Origin of the sequence: Oceanobacillus sp. Castelsardo (assembly GCF_001659985.1) — a bacterium.
In the GTDB taxonomy this organism is placed as follows: domain Bacteria; phylum Bacillota; class Bacilli; order Bacillales; family Amphibacillaceae; genus Oceanobacillus.
The window spans coordinates 171888-190292 of record NZ_LYCS01000005.1 but is presented as its reverse complement, the minus strand read 5'-3'; the positions used below and the strand labels follow the sequence as shown (position 1 = coordinate 190292).

At 38.1% G+C, this 18405-nt stretch carries 15 protein-coding genes; 7 read left to right on the top strand and 8 right to left on the bottom strand.

Annotated elements, in window-relative coordinates; all coding sequences use genetic code 11:
* Window positions 1-128: 128 nt before the first annotated feature.
* Window positions 129-1802, bottom strand: a complete 1674-nt coding sequence (locus A9178_RS10895) for a DUF2207 domain-containing protein (RefSeq protein ID WP_068675181.1) — start codon at window positions 1800-1802, stop codon at window positions 129-131.
* 305 nt (window positions 1803-2107) lie between these two features.
* On the opposite strand from A9178_RS10895, the gene A9178_RS10890 reads away from it, so the two are divergent.
* From A9178_RS10890 to A9178_RS10860, 7 genes are all read left to right on the top strand, one after another.
* Window positions 2108-3529: an alanine/glycine:cation symporter family protein gene (locus A9178_RS10890; protein ID WP_068675179.1), complete on the top strand. Its 1422-nt coding sequence runs from the start codon at window positions 2108-2110 to the stop codon at window positions 3527-3529.
* Window positions 3530-3604: 75 nt separating this feature from the next.
* Complete coding sequence (gene ybaK, locus A9178_RS10885; protein ID WP_068675177.1) at window positions 3605-4090, top strand: Cys-tRNA(Pro) deacylase; 486 nt, start codon at window positions 3605-3607, stop codon at window positions 4088-4090.
* 489 nt (window positions 4091-4579) lie between these two features.
* Window positions 4580-5938 (top strand): SLC45 family MFS transporter, encoded by a 1359-nt coding sequence (locus A9178_RS10880; protein WP_068675175.1) that lies wholly within the window; start codon window positions 4580-4582, stop codon window positions 5936-5938.
* A gap of 107 nt (window positions 5939-6045) precedes the next feature.
* Window positions 6046-7086 carry a LacI family DNA-binding transcriptional regulator gene (locus A9178_RS10875; RefSeq protein WP_068675172.1) on the top strand — a complete coding sequence of 347 codons (1041 nt, stop codon included), beginning with the start codon at window positions 6046-6048 and terminating at the stop codon, window positions 7084-7086.
* Between the two features lies 1 nt (window position 7087).
* The gene (locus tag A9178_RS10870; protein WP_068675170.1) at window positions 7088-8758 is read left to right on the top strand and encodes a glycoside hydrolase family 13 protein; all 1671 of its coding nucleotides are present in this window, start codon (window positions 7088-7090) and stop codon (window positions 8756-8758) included.
* 313 nt (window positions 8759-9071) lie between these two features.
* Window positions 9072-10661 carry a solute:sodium symporter family transporter gene (locus A9178_RS10865; RefSeq protein ID WP_068675168.1) on the top strand — a complete coding sequence of 530 codons (1590 nt, stop codon included), beginning with the start codon at window positions 9072-9074 and terminating at the stop codon, window positions 10659-10661.
* A 259-nt stretch (window positions 10662-10920) separates the two neighbouring features.
* Window positions 10921-12084, top strand: coding sequence for an ROK family transcriptional regulator (locus A9178_RS10860; RefSeq protein WP_068675166.1), 1164 nt, complete (start codon window positions 10921-10923; stop codon window positions 12082-12084).
* Here A9178_RS10860 and A9178_RS10855 read toward each other — a convergent pair.
* From A9178_RS10855 to A9178_RS10825, 7 genes are all read right to left on the bottom strand, one after another.
* Window positions 12002-12406: a type II toxin-antitoxin system Phd/YefM family antitoxin gene (locus A9178_RS10855; RefSeq protein ID WP_068675165.1), complete on the bottom strand. Its 405-nt coding sequence runs from the start codon at window positions 12404-12406 to the stop codon at window positions 12002-12004. The two genes, A9178_RS10860 and A9178_RS10855, sit on opposite strands and share 83 nt — an antisense overlap.
* Window positions 12407-12583: 177 nt before the next feature.
* Window positions 12584-13615, bottom strand: a complete 1032-nt coding sequence (locus tag A9178_RS10850) for an aldose epimerase family protein (protein WP_369801972.1) — start codon at window positions 13613-13615, stop codon at window positions 12584-12586.
* An 18-nt stretch (window positions 13616-13633) separates the two neighbouring features.
* Complete coding sequence (gene galT, locus A9178_RS10845) at window positions 13634-15112, bottom strand: UDP-glucose--hexose-1-phosphate uridylyltransferase (protein WP_068675161.1); 1479 nt, start codon at window positions 15110-15112, stop codon at window positions 13634-13636.
* 3 nt (window positions 15113-15115) lie between these two features.
* On the bottom strand, window positions 15116-16111 hold the full coding sequence (galE, locus tag A9178_RS10840; RefSeq protein WP_068675159.1) for a UDP-glucose 4-epimerase GalE: 996 nt from the start codon (window positions 16109-16111) through the stop codon (window positions 15116-15118).
* A complete protein-coding gene (locus A9178_RS10835; RefSeq protein ID WP_068675157.1) occupies window positions 16108-17289 on the bottom strand; it encodes a galactokinase in 1182 nt (393 codons plus the stop codon). Before A9178_RS10835 ends, galE begins: the two co-directional genes overlap by 4 nt.
* A gap of 270 nt (window positions 17290-17559) precedes the next feature.
* Window positions 17560-17901: a hypothetical protein gene (locus A9178_RS10830; protein ID WP_068675155.1), complete on the bottom strand. Its 342-nt coding sequence runs from the start codon at window positions 17899-17901 to the stop codon at window positions 17560-17562.
* A gap of 15 nt (window positions 17902-17916) precedes the next feature.
* Window positions 17917-18285, bottom strand: coding sequence for a hypothetical protein (locus tag A9178_RS10825; RefSeq protein ID WP_068675153.1), 369 nt, complete (start codon window positions 18283-18285; stop codon window positions 17917-17919).
* Window positions 18286-18405: the final 120 nt, after the last annotated feature.

Genomic DNA, 18405 nt, shown 5'->3' with positions numbered 1-18405 from the left:
TTCTCACTTTAAATAATAAGTGAGGACTGCTTTTGTTTTAGTTTATTAATCGTTAGTTTTGGTAAATGAATTTTAATTGAGATGATTGAATTAGCGAAAGTGGGACGATGGACCTGTCCCTATGGATGTTAAAATGCTCCAGAACCTCCGCCGCCTCCACCAACACCTGTACCAGTACACGGTGTGACGCTTGAAGATTGGGCAGAAATTTCAGTTGCTGAATTAAAACTTGTTGAAGCTGAACTAGATATGGCCAAAAGTAAAAACATATTCGTCGGACTAGAAAAGGAGTCATCCATTGTATAGATGAAAGATTTATTTTTTTCTTTTAATTTGTTTTCATTTATTCCCGTCCAGAAGATAAGTGCACGTTCTTTGTCATCATCTGACCATGTATTCCATGTGCTAGCTGTTGTTTTTTCAAATTTCTCCTTTAACTGTATCCATTGATTTTTAATGATATGCCCTTTAATCGTCATGGGGCGGTAGGCAATCGCAAAAATAAATAGTACCACCATTAACAAAGCGAAGAAGAAACCCCACATAAATACTTCATGGATAAGCAAGATAATGATTAGTGGAATACAAAAGAAGCCAATTATTCCGTTTAACCAACGAAGTTTTAATTTTTTCTCTGTTAACTTGTGCGAATGAACCTCTTCTTTTATTAGTGTTAACCAATGCATTATTTGACTTTGGAAGTTTTCTTGATTTTTATTAACATAACTATCAAGTTGTTTAAATGAAAATACACTGTTTTTTCCCACTTTATCAAATAACAAATGAATGAGATGGTCCTCATGATGATGATTTGTCATTGGATTGACTAGACGATATTCATCCTCTTTTTTCTTTTGGACATTCCCTTTTCTCACAAGGTCCATGAGCCCGACGGTCAGCATCTCTGCATGTGGAATCGAATGATTTCGATAAAAGTAAATGGTTGCAGGCATACTCATGATTTGCTTAGGTACAAAAGAATGAAAAGTATTTTTACGTTGGGCTTCTAAATTAATATTTTGGCGCTTTCTCCAAGCGAAAAATAGGACAGCCAACAGATAAAGCGTGAAAGCCGTGAATAGATATGGTGCAATCATACGTAGCGATTCTTTTCGATTTTCGAAGGCGATTTGTTTTTCAATCATTGCTTGTTTTTCTGCTAGTAGTGTTTCACGAAGCGGGCTGTCATGGTGGACAGTGGTAGCTGGAAACAATTTTCGGTCATAAGCGACACGGATATCTCCCTTTTCACCACTATCTACCAGTCCCATTTGAAACATAACCGTTCCATTATTCTCCATATGCTCTGTACCTTCTGCTTCATCATAACCAAGGGCAATGACGTCATCTGTTTCTTGAGGTGGGTGAACATAGATGGTTAGGTTTTCGTAATCTGACTCATTACTCGTATCAAAAAATGGCCAATAAAATTGTGCCATATCAGAATATACTTCGATCCCATCCTCTATCAAATAGGATAGCTCAATCGTTATCACTTCATTTTTTCCACTACGGTAAATTTTATAGTTTCCTTCCTCTTGTTTTACCTTTAAAGGTGATCCATTTTCAGTCGCTTTAAAACTCGTGATGGAAGTTCCATCTTTTGGAATAAGATTACGTGTAATCCCGTTAAACTTTCCATCAAATTCATACGTGTGAGTCTCCACTACTTGTACATTGCCATTCTCCTTTAGATAGGCATGAATATCCGACTGGTCGATGGAAAAATCAACCGCCAATACTTGTAATGGAAATAGAAGCGTGACCATAAGTATAAAAAGAAATCCAATTGTCTTTTTCATAAAATTCCCCCTAATTCACTTACTATACATACGAATCAAATAGAAAAAAGTTTCAAAAAAAGAACCATAGGGACAGGTCCATCGTCCCGTTTATGTAGCGGATAACACGGGCAGCTTTTATTAACAGATAATTTCAAAAAGTTTTTAAACGTGCGAGTAAGGGAAAAAAAACTTATAATATTATAGTTATCATATTTAAGCTCATAATAGTAAAGGGACATAGGGACGGGTACCGTGTCCCAACCTATTTGGATTTGGGACGATGGACCTGTCCCTGTGTCCCAGAAGAAAGGAGTGCAAAAGTAATGGAGTTTATTGAAAGTATTGTTTCTAATTTAAATGATGTTTTATGGTCTTATGTGCTTATTATTGTTTTACTTGGTTTAGGGCTATATTTTACGATTCGGACTGGTTTTGTTCAGTTTTCCATAAGAGAAATGTTTCGAGTGATAACGGATAAACGAGCGTATTCGTCGGATTCAGAAAAAAAAGGGACAAGCTCATTCCAAGCATTTGCTATTAGTGCAGCATCAAGAGTAGGTACAGGAAATATGGCAGGAGTTGCATCCGCAGTGGCTCTTGGGGGACCTGGTGCATTATTTTGGATGTGGATCGTTGCGATTATCGGTGCGGCATCTGGATTTGTTGAGAGTACCCTTGGTCAAGTGTATAAAGTAAATGATAAAAATCTTTACCGAGGTGGTCCGGCTTATTATATCGAGAAAGGTTTAAAAAGTCGATGGTTAGGTATTGTATTTGCAGTCACCATTACATTTACATATGGACTTATATTTAATTCCGTCCAGTCTAATACCATTAGTCTTGCCTTTCATGATCAATTTAAAATCAGTCCGATTACTGTTGCTGTCATTTTAACCATTCTTACAGCATTAGTAATTTTCGGAGGGATAAGGAGTATTGCTAACGTTTCACAAATTATTGTACCGGTGATGGCAATCGTTTATATTCTTCTTTCCATCGTTGTATTAGTCATGAATCTAGAACTAATACCGGGCATTTTCAAGCTGATTTTTGCTAATGCATTTGGCTTCGAACAAGTTGCAGGTGGAGGTTTCGGTGCAGCTATCATGATGGGAGTAAAACGAGGGCTATTCTCGAATGAAGCTGGGATGGGGTCTGTACCGAATGCAGCAGCAACAGCTGACGTCTCCCATCCAGTAAAACAAGGACTCGTTCAAGCGCTTGGTGTGTTTTTTGATACATTGTTAATCTGTAGTGCAACTGGATTGGTTATTCTTGCTTCTGGTGGATTTGCAGGTAGTGAGATAGAAGGGATTCAGATTACACAATCTGCATTTTCTAATCATCTTGGAAGCTGGGCAGGTGTATTTGTTGCTATCGCCATTTTCCTATTTGCGTTTAGTTCGATTTTGGGAAATTATTATTATGGAGAAAGCAATATTTACTATATTAAGGAAAGTAAATTAGCTTTATTTATTTACCGAATCATTGTTCTCGTTATGGTCGTCTTCGGAACGCTTGCATCCTTTGATTTTGTTTGGGCACTCGCAGACCTAACGATGGCAATTATGGCCCTTATTAACTTATACGCCATTACAAGACTCTTTAAAATTGCTAAGATTGTTCTTGACGATTACCTAAAACAAAGAAGAGCTGGAAAAGACCCCGTATTCTATCGCGATGTATTAGAAAATCAAGATGGTGTAGAATGCTGGGCACGAAAAGAGGACAGGGAGGAGCCATAGGGACAGGTTCCTCGTCCCAGTATTATTCGTTGATTTGGGACGCTGCCCCCCTGTCCTAGAAAGAAGGGGAAAAGTTTGGCGAAAAAGGTAACGAAAACAAATGCTGTTCGTTTGATTGAACAGCAAAAGGTCTCCTATGAGTTGCTAGAATATAACACAGAAGAGGGGAAACCGGTAGATGGCATCTCCGTTTCCGAAAAAATCGGCTATCCCGATGAGTATGTTTATAAAACATTAGTTACAACTGCGGGTGCAAATCGTTATTACGTCTTTGTCATCCCTGTTGCAAAGGAATTAGATTTGAAAAAAGCAGCAAAGGCGGTAGGAGAGAAGAAAGTTGAAATGATTGCGGTGAAGGATTTACTCGGACTAACTGGTTATGTTCGCGGTGGCTGCTCACCAATTGGCATGAAAAAACTATTTCCTACCTATATGGATGAAACTGCAGAAACATTGGAGTTTATGATTGTCAGTGCAGGGAAGATCGGAATGCAGATTAAATTAGCTCCACAAGATTTAGCAGAAATTAGTCACGCGAAATTTGCAGCGATTACTTCATAGAGCCATGGGGACAGGTCCCTTGTCCCAACAATGATGATGCGGTATTTAATAAGGTAGTTCTCACTGTTAACAGAAGGTGGGAACTATTATTCATTTAAACGAACGTTTGATTAAAAATGAAGGACAAAGTTTCATCATATGATAGTAAGAACGAGAGTAAGAACGACGATCAATGCTCATACATTTAAGTAAGAGCAGCGAATTGGGACGATGGACCTGTCCCTATGGCTCTTTTATGCAAACGATTGCGTAATTTTATGATTTGTTGTATACTAATCGGTGCTTGGATATAGTGTTAAGAGTATTGTTTGTGTTTATAGAAAGGTCTGATAAATCGACACAATAATGGATGTTTTTATTGTTTTTATAATCTAGTAATTATTTATTTAATTTTATGCAAACGTTTGAGTGACTTTAGCGTGATTTATGTAAGCGATGTAATGCTCAACATGGAATGCTAAAGAAACAGTTCATTTATAGGAGGATATTATGTTATCAGAAAAGATTAATCAAACGAGTGAAGAAAGTCCTCAAAGACATTTGCCAAATTTGCCTATTAGTACGATTTGGTTAATAAGTTTTGGTTTCTTGGGAGTGCAAATGGCTTTCTCCTTACAAAGTTCAAATATGGGGCGAATTTTCCAAACAATCGGGGCGGACCCTACAAATTTAGGTTTCTTCTTTATATTACCGCCACTAGCAGGTTTAGTTGTACAACCTATTGTTGGATATCTTTCTGACCGTACTTGGATGCCAAGGCTTGGCCGACGTATTCCTTATTTACTTGTTGGAGCTATTGTTGCGGTAATTGTTATGTGTTTGTTGCCGAATGCTGGTAGCTTTGGCTTTAGCTCTATGGTTGCATTGGCCTTTGGAGCGGTTACCATTTTGTTTATGGATGTATCTTCAAATGTAGCAATGCAACCATTCAAGATGATGGTTGGGGACATGGTGAACGAGGAACAAAAGGGATTTGCCTATTCTATTCAAAGTTTCTTATCAAATAGTGGTGCTGTATTAGCTAGTATTTTTCCGTTTTTATTAACGATGATAGGTGTGTCAAATAGTGCACCAAAGGGAGTTGTACCACAGTCGGTTGTTATTTCGTTTTATGTTGGTGCAGCTGTTTTAATTATTTGTAGTCTCTTTACCGTGTTCAAAGTGAAAGAATATACACCAGAAGAGTATGCTGCCTACCATGGCATTTCTAAAGAATCTAATAAAGAACGTGTAAGCGTTTTTGGATTACTTAAGGATGCTCCAAAGGTATTTTGGACTGTTACTTTAGTTCAATTATTTTGCTGGATGGGTTTTCAATATTTGTGGACTTATGGTACAGGTGCAATCGCAGCAAATGTATGGAATACAAGTGATCCATCAAGTGCAGCATTTCAAACAGCAGGGAACTGGTTTGGTATTTTATCAGCTATACAATCCATTGCGGCAGTGGTATGGTCACTTGTTTTGTCACGTGTGCCCAACGACAAGCATAAATTGGCTTATTCCATCAGCTTATTATTAGGTGGTATTGGATTTGGTTCCGTATTCTTTATTCATAGTCAGGGAGCATTGGTTATTTCATTTATTTTAATTGGTATTGCCTGGGCGGCTATGATGACATTTCCGTTTACCATGCTTACGAACGCTTTGTCTGGTAAAAATATGGGAACGTATCTTGGACTTTTTAATGGTAGTATTTGTTTACCGCAAATTATCGCTTCTTGTTTAAGCTTTGTTTTGTTCCCGGTTATTGGATCGTCCATGCCAGCGATGATTTTGTTATCTGGTATTTTCCTAGTAGCTGGTGCATTATGTGTTCCGATCATTAAAGAAACATATGCAAGATAATGGTTTGTAGGTTTCCGTTTAATTGAGCTAATATATAGGGAAGAGGGAAAATTTTCCTATTCTATAAGTTGTTTAATAGTTCATTAAAGTTGAAAGTGGTGTAGTACATGGGTGTTACGATTAAGGATGTTGCCAAACAAGCAGGTGTTTCCAGCTCTACCGTCTCGCGGGTTATTTCGGATAGTCCTATGATTAGCGATAAAACAAAGCAAAAAGTTCGTCAAGCCATGGAAGAGATGGGATTTCATATTAATCAAAATGCACGGAATTTAGTTAGCCAATCGACTAAGACCATTGGAATTGTAATGAAGAGCTCTGCTAGTGAATCACTCCACGATCCATTTTTTCCCGAAGTTTTACGGGGAATTAGCGCCTGGTGTCACAAACAGGATTTTAGTATGAGTTTGACAGCAGGTGAATCAGAGGAAGCGATTTTTCAGGATGTTGTTAAAATGGTTCGGGGAAAAAAGGTCGATGGTATTATTGTGTCGTATTCCAAACAAGATGATAAAGTTGTCCCTTATCTAATGGAGTGCGGCATTCCCTTTGTTGTGATTGGGAAGCCTTTAGGTAAAGTGAGTGACATTACGTATATTGATAATGATAACGTAAAGGCTGCCAGAGAAGCTTCTGAGTATTTAATAGAACGAGGCCATGAAAAGATTGGTTATATCGGCATGTCACTAGAATATGAAGTGGCCAAATATCGATTAGAAGGGTTTAAAGAAGCAGTTCTATTCAATCAGGTGGATATATCTGATGAGTATATAAAGAACCCAGTATCCCCGGACTTCATTAGAAATGCTGTTAATGAGCTAATGGATCTAGATGCACCACCTACAGGAATCGTAATAATAGATGACCTCAGTGCACTTAATGCTCTAACTGTATTGAGAGAAAGAGATATTAAGGTACCAGATGAAGTTAGTGTGATTAGCTTTAATAATACGGTAGTCGCTAATTTTTCTAACCCTAGCCTAACATCGATTGATACGCAAATTTTTCAGTTAGGATATGAATCGGCGAGATGCCTTATAGAGGAGATAAGAGACCCGTCTTTATATAAAAAGAGTATTATCATTCCTACTAGTATTGTGGAAAGAAAGTCAACACTTTCATTAAATAATGATAAAAATGTGGAGGTATAATATGAGTAAAAAGTGGTGGAAAGAAAGTGTCGCCTACCAAGTCTATCCTAGAAGCTTTATGGATAGTAATGGGGACGGTATTGGCGATATAAAAGGGATTATTTCAAAATTAGATTACTTGAAAGAATTAGGAATAGATGTCATCTGGGTTAGTCCGATGTATAAATCCCCTAATGACGATAATGGCTATGATATTTCGGATTATCAAGATATTATGGACGAATTTGGGACAATGGCTGATTTTGATCAACTATTAGACGAGGTCCATAAACGTGGGATGAAATTGATTATGGACTTAGTCATTAATCATACGAGTGATGAACATGCTTGGTTTATTGAATCAAAATCATCTAAAGATAATCCAAAACGAGATTGGTATATTTGGAGAGACGGAAAAGATGGAAAGGAACCAAACAACTGGGAGTCCATTTTTAGTGGTCCGGCTTGGAAATATGATGAGGAGACTGGTCAATATTTTATGCATATCTTCTCGGAACGTCAACCGGATTTGAATTGGGAGAATCCAGACGTACGAAATGCTTTGTACGATATGGTGAACTGGTGGCTTGAAAAGGGGATTGATGGTTTTCGGGTAGATGCCATTTCTCATATAAAAAAGGAACCTGGATTAGCCGATATGCCCAATCCGCAAAAATTAGACTATGTTCCGAGTTTCCCTAAAATGATGAATGTCGAGGGAATTGATGCGTTTTTGACTGAATTCTCACAGAAGACGATTAAAAACTATGACATTATGACAGTTGGAGAAGCAAATGGTGTTGGCATTGACAATGCGGATAAATGGGTGAATGAAGACAACGGTTATTTCAATATGATTTTCCAGTTTGAATTTTTGGGCCTTTGGGAAAAGGCTACGGACGGGAGCGTTGACGTACAGTCATTAAAGGAAAATCTATCAAAATGGCAAACGGAGTTAGAAGGAAGAGGTTGGAACGCCTTATTTATTGAAAATCATGACCAAGTTCGCCGCGTGTCGAGCTGGGGGGATGAACAGAAGTACTGGAAAGAAAGTGCGAAGATGCTTGGTGCTTTATACTTCTTAATGAAAGGTACGCCATTTATTTATCAGGGCCAGGAAATTGGAATGACGAACGTCCAATATCCATCCATTGATGATTATGATGATGTTGGGATGATTAATTATTACAGGATTGAAACGGAAAAAGGCCGTCCACATGATGAAGTGATGGAAGTGATTTGGAAACAAAGTCGTGATAATGCTCGTACGCCGATGCAATGGAGCGCTGACCGTATGGCTGGATTTACGACTTCAAATGAATCATGGCTGAAAGTGAATCCGAATTATACGGAAATTAATGTTGCAGATCAATTGGCTGACCCAGATTCTATTTTGAATTTCTATAAAAAATTAATTCGCTTAAGGAAAGAAAATCAAGTATTTGTGTATGGAACATATGAACTGCTATTTGCCGATCATCCTAGTCTCTTTGTCTATAGGCGTACGTTAGGCGGTCAGCAGGCACTTGTAATCAATAACTTTGCTAATCAAGCAACAGATTTTGAGCTTCCATTAAGTATAACCTATGCATCTTCCCAGCTTGTTCTAAACAACTATGACGTTACAGATGAAGAGTTAATGAAAGAATTCACATTAAAACCTTATGAAACTAGGGTTTATCTATTAAAATAAGTGTATTTCCGAAAAGTCGCTATGCTGCCACTAAGGCCACATAGCGACTTTTTGAGCCATGGGGACAGGTCCCTTGTCCCATGATTTGGGACGATGGACCTGTCCCTGTGGCTCTTTTTGGCTCTTTTGTAATCGCTTTTAAAAGTTGTTGACACTATTTTATCAAAATGGTAGGATATTGATAGTTAATTAAATTAATTTATAAATGAAAGGGTTGTGGATTAGGATCAAAAAAAGTTCTATTTAACTTTTAATCTATTATATTTTTGTAAGCGGATTAGTAGAAAGATAACTTAGAAAAGAGGTTTATTACATGACGTTAGTTACAATTGCTTCCTTTGTCTTCTTTACGGCTTTAGTTGCTATCATTTCTTATTTTAAAACCCGTAAAGAAGATCTTAACACAGCAGATGGATATTTTCTTGGAGGTAGAAGCTTAACGGGGTGGGTCATTGCTGGATCCCTCATGTTAACCAATCTATCTACTGAGCAACTCGTAGGTTTGAATGCGGAAGGTTATGAATTCAGTATCGCTTCCATGGGTTGGGAAGTTGGTTCTGCCCTTGCTCTTGTTTTAGTAGCATTTTATTTGCTGCCACGTTACTTGAAGGGTGGAATAACGACAATTCCAGACTTCTTGGAAGAACGATTTGACCCGGGTGTGAAATTGTTTGTTACGATATTATTCCTATTTGGTTATATATTAAATCTCATGCCGCCAATTTTATATACAGGAGCGGTAGCACTACGAGAAATGTTCGATGTACAAGGAATGCTTGGTGTTGATGATACAACTGCTTTATGGGTCACTGTCTGGGCTATTGGAACGATTGGTTCGATCTATGCGATTTTCGGTGGTTTGAAGGCGGTTGCGGTTTCCGATACAATCAACGGGATTGGACTTTTAATAGGTGGGTTACTGATTCCGATTTTAGGTTTGGCCTTTTTAGGAGATGGGTCCCCAATTGCAGGTTTCCAGACTATTATTGAAAATACGCCGGAAAAATTAAATGCGATAGGGAAGGAATCTGAGCCGCTCCCATTCTCGACGATGTTTACGGGGTTATTATTAGTAAACCTATTCTATTGGGGTACTGCCCAACATATTATGCAGCGAGCGATTGCAGCGAAGAACTTGAAAGAAGGACAAAAGGGCTTATTGATCGCGGCGTTCTTAAAAATGCTAGGACCAGTTATTTTAATTCTACCTGGTATCATTGCTTTTAATTTACTAGGGGATAAATTAGACCCAATTAATGCTTACTCCGCACTTGTGAATCATGTGTTGCCATTGCCACTTGTAGGTTTCTTTGCGGCTGTGTTGTTTGGTGCGATTCTATCATCCTTTAACTCTGGCTTAAACTCAACCGTTACATTGTTCATGCTTAATGTGTATAAACCATATGTAAAACCACAGATTTCTGATCGCAAGCTCATTCGTAACGGTAAAATCTTTGGGACGTTCATCGCGATTTTTGCAATGTGTATGGCACCATTAATTGATTTGATGCCACAAGGTTTCTTCCAATATTTCCAAATGGTAAACGGTTTCTATAATGTACCGATATTTACTATTCTCATTATTGGTTATTTAACAAAACGTGTACCAGCCATTGCAGCGAAAATAGCACTAGTTCTGTTTATTGTTGTGTATGCCATTACACAGTTGTTCTGGGATACAGGCGTACATTATCTGCATATCCTTGCAATTCTTTTTGTCGTATGTTCCGCTCTAATGTTAATCATTGGAAAATTCAAGCCACGTGATACAGCGTATGTCTTGGAGGATAAAAAGGAAGTTGATATCACGCCATGGAAACTTGCCTATCCGGTAGGTATTGCTGCTGTTGCAGTAATGGTTATGCTTTATGTTATATTTTCTCCTATTGGAATTGCGAATTAATGGTAAAAGGTTGTTTTTAAATCGTTATTATTGATATAAAGTGCTACATAGAATGGTTATGCTTAATCAATCTAGCCACTTATCAAAATATAGAAAGAACACCTTCTAAGAAAGGGATTTACCATCATAGGTAAATCCCTTTTGTAGATTGTTTTTACATCTATTTCAAATTCATTTTGAAACTGGGACGAGGGACCTGTCCCTGTGGCTCTACTATGATAAAATAAGTCTAGATAAACAATAAAATGGAGGAATTTCCATGCAACGCGGTACATTTCAATTAATGAAAACAGTGAATAAGAAAATTATTTTAAATAAAATTCGTACATCGCAACCTATATCAAGGGCGCAAATTGCAAAAGAGACAGGTCTTACACCACCAACTGTGAGTAGTATCGTAAAAGAGGTGGTAGATGAGGGGCTTGTTATAGAAAGTAAGCTTGGTGAATCGAGTGGCGGAAGAAAACCAACGATGTTACATATTAACAGTGATGCATTTTATGTGATTGGGGTGGATGCTGGTCCTGAAATAGTAGAATGTGTTTTAACCGATCTTACAGGGAAAATATACGAGAGAACCTCAAGCTCATTAAAAGGGCAGTTGACAAATGAAACGTTTCTCAACTTATTGAAGGAAAATATTTATACTATTTTAGAGTTATCTAAAATGGATCAGGAAAAGATTATCGGTATAGGAGTAGCAATGCATGGTGTAGTTGACGTTGAAAATGGAACGTCCCTTAATGCTCCGAGCTTAAATTTAAAGAATATCCCGATTAAAGATGAATTAAGTAAAACGTTTGACCTGGAGATAAAGGTCGAAAATGATGCACGAGCCATGGCCTTAGGTGAATCTTGGTTCGGCGGACATGATGACGTAAATAGTATGGTTGCTGTCAATATTGGTCGTGGTGTTGGTGCAGGGGTTGTTATAAATGGGGAATTATTTCATGGCGCACAGGACATGGCAGGGGAAATAGGTCACATGACTATTGATTTGCACGGTGATGTTTGTAAGTGTGGGAACCGAGGTTGTTTGCAAACATTCGTAATTGGGGATGCCATTGTAAAAAGAATGAAGGAACGGTGTCATAATTTAGAAGAAATAACTGCTAAAGAAATATATGAACGGGCTTTGCAGGGGGAAGCAGCTTTTGTTCAAATCTTAGAAGAAACAGGAAATATTATTGGAATTGGGCTAACCAATTTAATCCATCTTATTAATCCTAGTAAAATTATATTGGGTGGAGGGGTCATGAAAAGTGAGAAATTCCTCATGCCCGCCATTCTTGAGACGATTCAGGAACGTGCGTTAACTCCTAAATCGAAAGAAACAACGGTCATGGTAACCAAATTAGGGGACGATGCGACACTGTTGGGTGCGGTGGCATTACTGTTGGTAGAGCTGTTTGATCCGGTATAATAGAAGAAATATATATAAAAGCCGATAATAAGTTAGCTTCTTTATTATCGGCTTTTATATATTCGTTAATAGTCTTTTTCATTAACTGATCAACTTCGTCTAGTGAAAAACCTTTCATCCCAGACAACCTATTTTCTTCTACTTTAACTAACTTTTCCCTAAGTTGTAGCATTTTTTCGCGACGTTCAAAGGATTTCATGTCCATAACAACGAGGTCGCCTTCACCGTTTTTGGTAAGATAAACGGGTTCCACGGATTCCTTACAAATGTTGGAGATTTCATTGTAATTATTGCGAATGGCAGCAGATGGTTTAATATACATAAGACACCTCCATAGTATAATTATATGCTTATTTTACTATAATTTTACTATTAACATGGTGTTTCGCCAAAATGAATCCCGCACACAAGTAACGAATTACCCCCAAAAATTATCGGAATCCCATACACAATTATCGAATTATCTAAAGTTAAAGGAAAGCAATTTTACTTCCATACATTATTCCTCCACACCAAATGCAAACTCAGTTCGCCTCTCATACACTTCTCCCGCATTTAAAACGATAGTTGGAAATCGCTCATGATGTAAGGAGGCGGGGGGGCCTTGTGTTTCAAAACAAACTCCTAGGTGTTTGCTAGAATCTGCTTCTCGCAATCTCAAACCTTCTTCCAGTCCATTAGAAGTATACATGACCATTCCAGGTTGATCCGTTTTTACAACAAGAACTCGGCCACTAGTGGGATCTTTCAAAACTACTTTATTTTCCTTTGTTTCATCAAAAATAAAATAATGATCATAGCCATTTCCAGCTATCTTATTTTGTCCAAAATGATGGTTAAAACCAGTACCTAGTATCCTCCCGGCGCGAAAATCAAAAGGGGTTCCTTCCACATCGATTAACGTTCCGGTTGGAATCAAATGCTCATCTAGTTCCATAAATTGGCTACTATCTATCGCAACATGATGATTTTTAACGGTTTCTTTTAAATTCCCACTTAAATTAAAGTAAGAATGGTTGGTTAATGCAATTGGAGTTGTTTTATCCGTTTTAGCCGTATAGTTGATAACTAATTGATTAGCACTGGTAAGGGTATAGGTAACCATAACATCTAGGTTACCCGGATACCCACCTTCACCATCGCGACTACGATGCTTAAGATGTAAACCAACTGTATCTTCTGTTTGAAACGTTTGCCCTTCCCAAATGACTTGGTGGAAACCGTCTGATCCTCCGTGCTGATGATTTTCTCCATTATTTTTTTCTAAAGAATAGGATTCACCATTTAATGTAAAAGTTGCACCTTGAATTCTTCCTGCCACTCTGCCAATTAATGCTCCAAAATAATTCGGATTGGCTTCATAATCTTGGTAATGTTTATAACCAAGAACGACATTTTCCTTTTTCCCATTCTGGTCTGGAACGATTATTTTTGTAATAATTCCACCATAATTTAGGATGCTAACGGACATATTCTGATTATTGGTTAGGGTATATTCCTTCCATGTTCCTAGTATATCTTTTTCCTCCATATGCATGGCTTCGGTCACCTACTTATTCAATGTCGCAATGAATCGATCGATAGCTTGTCGTTCTTTAAAGACACCTGCATCCTCTAGTACTCTTACAAATTTATGACCGAGTTCATCTTGGATTATTTTTTCCGCCTGTTCCTCATCTGTTACAAGTCCGTATTTCGATTTTATTTGCTTCGCCCATTCCTGATGATAGGCCGCTACATTGCAACGTTCACCAAGTAAATAGTTTTGAATTTCCGCTAATTCATCCTTTAATCTCGCAGGTAAAACAGCCAATCCCATCACTTCAATTAAGCCGATGTTTTCCTTTTTAATATGGTGAACATCTTCATGTGGGTGAAAGATTCCAAGTGGATGTTCATCCGAAGTTCGGTTGTTTCTTAACGCTAGGTCCAGTTCAAATTTTCCATTCCGATGTCTTGCAATCGGTGTAATTGTGTTATGAGGTGTATCTTCCGTAAATGCTAGAATATCCGCATCTTCATCCGAATAATGACGCCAAATATTTAAAATATGGTCGGCTGCGTTTACTACATGATCCATCTGTTCCCCTTTTAATCGTATAACCGATAATGGCCATTTTAAAATGGAAGCGTCAATTTCCGGGAAGTTAGTTAATGGAAAGGTAAACGCATCTTCTGCATTTGTCATCGTAAATTCATATCTTCCCGCTTGATAATGATCATGACTTAAAATAGAGCCTCCTACTATTGGCAAATCCGCATTCGAACCAATAAAGTAATGCGGGAATTTCTCCGTAAATGTCAGTAGTCTCGTAAATGCATCCCGATCTATTTTCATGTCACGATGTTCTTCTGACAGTAAAATGCTATGCTCGTTATAATAAACATACGGAGAATATTGTAAATACCAGTTTTCTCCTAAAAGAGGAACCTTGATAATTCGGTGGTTCGCTCTAGCAGGATGTCCGGTTCTTCCAGTATATCCTTCGTTTTCTTTACAAAGCAGGCATTTCGGATAGTTCACATCCCGTTTCATCGCGCGCTCCCGTTTGATTTGCTCTGGATCCTTTTCCGGTTTGGATAAATTAATCGTAATATCCATGTCCCCATAGGGAGATGCTGCTTGATACGATATATTTTTTGCAATTCGGTTCATTTGAATATAATTACTGTTTTTACTTAAGTTATAAAAGTAATCTGTAGCTTCTACTGGTGATTGCTTGTATTTTTCGTTGAATTTTTCATTCACGATGGATGGTTTATCCATGAAACAATTCATGATATTCGCCGTTAAAATTTCTTTTTCGTCTAATACATCTTCAATGACGTGGTGCTCAACAGCGTAGGAAATGACTTTTTCAAGGATATTCGGAATCGTATCCGCTGTAGGGTTTTCGACCGTTTCGGGAAAACTTTCTACGTTTAGCTGATTCATTACTTGATTTCTTACATAAATGTTATCTTCTTTTTCAATTAAGTTGGACTCGATTGCTTGATGAATAAGTCCCGCAATATGTTGAACAATCATGTCTTATCCTTCCTTTCCATACCCGTCAGGATGTGAAGAATGCCAGTTCCATGCATCTTGAATAATTTGTTTCACAGAAGTTCGTGTCGGGTTCCAACCGAGCACGCTTTTCGCTTTATCCGAGCTCGCAATTAATACGCTAGGGTCGCCAGCACGTCGTTTTCCGATTTGTGCCGGGATTTCTTTTCCGGTAACTTCACGAGCGGTTTCAATCATTTCTTTCACCGAAAAGCCTTCATTGCTTCCTAGGTTGAAAATATTGCTCTTTCCACCTTTTCTTAAGTAATCCAGTGCCAACAAATGAGCTTGAACCAAGTCTTCTACATGGACATAATCTCGAATACATGTGCCATCTTCCGTGTCATAATCGTCTCCAAAAATAGTAATATGGGAACGCTGGCCTAGTGCTGTTTGTAAAATAATGGGAACAAGGTGGGATTCGGGACGATGATCTTCACCGATTTCTGAAGTTTCCTTGGCACCAGCAACATTGAAGTATCGTAAAGAAACAAACTTCACGTCATGTGCTTGTTCTGTCCATTTCATCAGTTTTTCCATGATTAACTTTGTTTCCCCATATGGGCTTGTAGGGTTGGTAGGCATCGTTTCCGTAATTGGTACCGATTCTGGCTCCCCATATGTTGCCGCGGTTGATGAGAAGATGATATGTTTCACATCAGCTTCTACCATCGCTTGTAGTAAAACCTGTGTCCCATATACATTGTTATCAAAATATTTCAGTGGTTTTTCCACCGATTCCCCAACTAGCGAATTGGCTGCAAAATGGATAACCGCATCAATGGTCTCCTTTTTAAAAACAGAACGAAGAAAATCTATTTCGCGAATATCTCCTTCGTAAAACGTTGCTTTTGGATGTATTGCTTCTCTATGACCGGTCTCTAGGCTATCAATCACAACTACTTCTTCGCCCTGTTCCACTAATTGATAAACAGCATGGGAGCCGATGTATCCAGCCCCACCTAAAACTAATACGCTCATATTAACTCTCCTTTATCTAATCTTTTAGCACCATCACCAATCGTTGCAGGATAGAATGTAGCGTCATAACCAACTTTACCCTTGTAGATGGCGTTTACATTTTCTTTAAAAATTTCAACTTTCTCCTTCTCTACAATAGCAATAGCACAGCCACCAAATCCAGCGCCAGTCATCCGAGCCCCTAAAACACCATCTTGTTGCCAGGCTGCTTCTACAATCGTGTCTAATTCCAGACCAGTCACTTCATAGTCATCCCGAAGTGAAATATGGGATTCGTTCATCAGTGTTCCGAAATTTTCCACTTTACCTTGCTTTAATTGATTTAGAGCCTCGATGGTGCGAGCATTCTCGTAAACCGCATGTTTCGCGCGTTTTTGGTTTATTTCATCCGTTATGAGATGTTTATTATTTTCAAATTCTTCCGTTGTTAGCTCTCCTAAACTATGAATCGGTAATTTCTTTTGTAAGTCTTTTAAAGCTATTTCACATTCGGAGCGGCGCTCATTGTATTTTGATCCGGCAAGGGTTCGTTGTTTATTGGTGTTCATAATCATAATGACGTGATTATTTAAGTCAACAGGAGCATATTTGTAATCTAACGTGTCACAGTTTAATAGAATGGCATGATACTGTTTCCCCATCCCAACAGCAAACTGATCCATAATCCCGCTGTTTACACCGATGTATTCATTTTCTACTTTTTGACCAAGCCTAACCATCTCGATACGGTCGATATTTTTTTCAAAAAGACCTTCGAATAGAACACCAGTAACAAGTTCAATCGATGCGGAGGAAGAGAGACCGGCTCCATTTGGAATATTTCCGTAAAATAGAATATCAGCCCCATGGGAAATGTCATACCCGGCCTCCATTAAGGTAAGAATCATTCCTTTTGGATAGTTAGCCCAATCATGAGAAGGATCATAATTTAGGTTGGAAAGGTCACATTCTATGATTCCTTTGTCAGGAAAATTCATCGAGTAAAAGCGAAATTGTTGATCTTCACGTTTTGCCCCAAGTGCATACGTTCCAAACGAAATCGAGGCAGGGAAGACATGCCCCCCATTATAGTCTGTATGCTCACCGATTAAATTGATGCGGCCAGGTGCAAAGAAGGTACGTGGAGTAACGGCCGTGTTAAATATATTTTTAAATGATTGTTGTAAATTTGAAGTCATTAAAAGCTATCCTCCTAGTTTTATCTTTCAAGTAGAGCTTAGGTGGGTTAATTAATTTAATTAACTAAGTTAAGTTAAGTTTACTATCAATTGTGAAAAAGTGCAATGATGAATTGAAAAAAAGCCGGTGTAGCCATGGGGACAGGTCCCTCGTCCCAGAATTATCCGCCACCAATACCGGAATCGCACCCACGAGTAACGGAAAAACCCCACCGACTATCGTAATCGCACCCGCGAGTAACGGAAACACCCCCACGACTAACGAATCAATTAGTAGTTTCTTAATTTCCTTTTTAATTCCAGGTAGCTTTTGTAACGATTTTTATACCAATTGCCAACGCTTAACGCTAAAAAGGCCCAAACAAAGAACAATAAGCCGAGAATGACAAAAATCCCCCATTCTCTCTCCATCAGAATGGTATCTTTCGTAAAAAACCCCACAATGATGGAGGCAGGAATTATCCCAAATATTGAAATGAATATAAAATGAAGGAAGCGAATCAACCATGAAGGACGGGGCTGGATGGTTTTCAATTCCTCTTTTAATCTATTTTTCTCTTGCTCTCTTTTTCGCTCCCATTTACTTTTCTTTCTCTTTTTATTTTTTGCCAATTTCTCATCCAACTCCTAAACAATATTAAACATTTCCATTACCTTATATAGAACGGCAAGGATTAGAATTAGCCCAATCCCTAGCGTGAAAAAGGTAACAAATACATATTCAAAAAAGCGTTTTACTGGTGTATCGTTATCTAAAAAAGTATAACTCTTTCCTTTCCTCATCCCTTTGATCAAACGGAAGAATAGATAAATACTAGTTCCCCCTAAACCAAGTAGAATAAGAACGGAAAGAATAAAAAGTAGTAAAGGAACGATTATAAAACTTGAATACAACCAGGCGAAAACCCCCATCGTTAATCCAATTAAAAGGGCAATCTTTAAAGGCTTTAGGACACCTTCCGCAAAGGAATTTTCCGATTTTTGTTTACGACTCATCATTCCACTCCTATCTATCTTCACGGGACTTTACCAATTGTCTATTATACGTTAATACGATTCAATAGAGGGAAAAGATTCATTCTAATGTAATATATTGGCATTCTGTTGCGAAAACCT